Origin of the sequence: Solibacillus ferritrahens, assembly GCF_037027585.1 — a bacterium.
Classification (GTDB): domain Bacteria; phylum Bacillota; class Bacilli; order Bacillales_A; family Planococcaceae; genus Solibacillus; species Solibacillus ferritrahens.
The window spans coordinates 1-2,048 of record NZ_JAXCLE010000045.1 but is presented as its reverse complement, the minus strand read 5'-3'; the positions used below and the strand labels follow the sequence as shown (position 1 = coordinate 2,048).

The 2,048-nt window shown below is 35.7% G+C and carries 2 protein-coding genes; both read right to left on the bottom strand.

Features of this window, described 5'->3' with window-relative positions; translation table 11 throughout:
- Nucleotides 1-629: 629 nt before the first annotated feature.
- Entirely contained in the window at nucleotides 630-1,172 is a 543-nt protein-coding gene (locus SNE38_RS18995) for a T6SS immunity protein Tdi1 domain-containing protein (RefSeq protein ID WP_191705543.1), read from the bottom strand.
- Nucleotides 1,173-1,185: 13 nt separating this feature from the next.
- On the bottom strand, nucleotides 1,186-2,048 hold an 863-nt coding region (locus tag SNE38_RS18990), incomplete at its 5' end, for a polymorphic toxin type 15 domain-containing protein (protein WP_336047166.1).

The following is a 2,048-nucleotide window of genomic DNA, read 5'->3' as shown; positions in this document are numbered from 1 at the left end:
CCGATCACGGCTTCAACCAATGCCTTCGCATTTCCTACTACCGGAATAAAGTCTAATCCTGCAGAGATTACGTCTTTATAGCCGCCCTCTTTGAAGGACGTATACGCAACGGCCACTTTTCTGCCGACCTTTAACGGAACTAATTCTTCCTTTACTATAAAATTTCCGGGTATTATGTAAATAAAATAGAGTGCAAATAAATACTACATAATTTGCACTCTACAATTATATTTGATATATATGTTGAATGTACCTGGATTAATAAACACTATTTTTTTAGAAAATATGTTTATAATTCAATAACTCTTACCAGTTTTTGGTTTATAAGTGCTATTACGATTACCAATTATACATTCCAAAACTTGTATGAAGTATCATAGGCATAATCATCAACCGCTGGGTAAAGATTGAATTTTGACAAAGTATATTTATTTATCACTTAAGCCCTCCTAATTAACTCAAAAAAATGGCGGCAGTTGCAATTTCATTGCACACAGTACTCCATGCTGGGACAACCATCATGGAGTATGTGTTTTCAAACACCATATTATTTTTTGTTATCCACTTCGCATATATTTTGTTTTCTTATAAATATCTCTATTTGCATGGAATAAGACACATGCTTCTTATTACTGAACTGGCCCCATAAAATGAGTAATAATAAGAATATGTTCCTTCAATTTAACTTTTTTTAGATTCTCTACTTTTTCTGTTCCACCAAGCCCTAACAGAGGGGTGTATCCAAAACACTCGTCATATGACAATTCTCCACATATTTCTACTGCTTTTGGATATGGTTGCCACTTTAAATACTCGTCTCGAAATTTTTCTGAATCCAAACTTTTAAAAAAGTATAGAAAGTTTGGCATAAGTGTTTTAAGTACACCGTATCTAAAGTTAAGCAACCTTACATAACCATCAGCCCATATGACTAAATCCCCCATACTTGTTGCAAATAATACTAAAGAATCAGTATATCTTTGGCTGCTCTCTTGTAAGATATCAATGTACTCTTCTGGATTGACACTTTTAAAATAACCTGCCATAAATGTTCCAAATCCATAATCCTGCCATAAATCTATTATTTCTTTAGGGACTATATTTTTATACTTTTCAATGAGTTCACTCGGAACTTTATTCTGTAACTTAAAATCTTTTAAATATTGCTCCATTTAAACTCCTCCTTTAATGTGTTAACTTTACATTCAAATAAGTATTTTTTAGTTGTTCTAGTGTCATGTTTTTTACTTTTTCCTCGATTTGTTTATCAACAATTTTGATTCTAGACTTCCATTGACTACCTATAGAGAATTTAACCCTTTTATCTCCCATTCCTCCTATTATTTCAGGTCTTCCTCCCGCAACCTGATCTGGATTGTGAAGTGCTGCTTGGGTTTTCAGCCATTTTCCCGCCTCTTTTTCTGCTTCATCAAATGATTTTCCTTTATCCATAAATTCGGTAATTTTATCAGATAAAGCTTCTTCTCTAGCTGTTTGTTGAGCAACATTTCCTTCTTTCGCTCTACCTTCAGCAATATATTTTTCTCTATTTTTAAGATATTCGTCAACAGTTAACTCATTCATGCCCTCTTCTTGAGCTTTCAATTGCCTTCTAAATTCAGCAGAATCATGCTTTGGATTATAGTTAAACTTAACTTCAATTTCAGGAAGCTTTGCAGGTTTAATATTCGAGCCATTTTGTGGTGGTTGGGAATTTTCACCCTTACCCTGGCCCTTCGATTTCGCAGGTGATGCCGTTGTTGCGCTTACTTCACTTTTCGCCTGAGACGGTGCTTGCTGCTTTGTCGGATTCGTTGGTGTTGGGGACTTGGCCAAATTTACTGTTTTATTTGTTGCTTTTTGCCCGCCCGAAATAATGCCTGCGACAGCCTTTCCACCATGCTTCACACCTTTTACTAAAGGTCCTCCTAAAATAGCAGCGACTGATGCTCCGCGTTCCCAGCTTTCCAACTTTCTACCGGTAATTGGGTCTCTTCCAATCACGGCTTCAACTAATGCCTTCGCATTTCCTACTACCGGAATAAAGT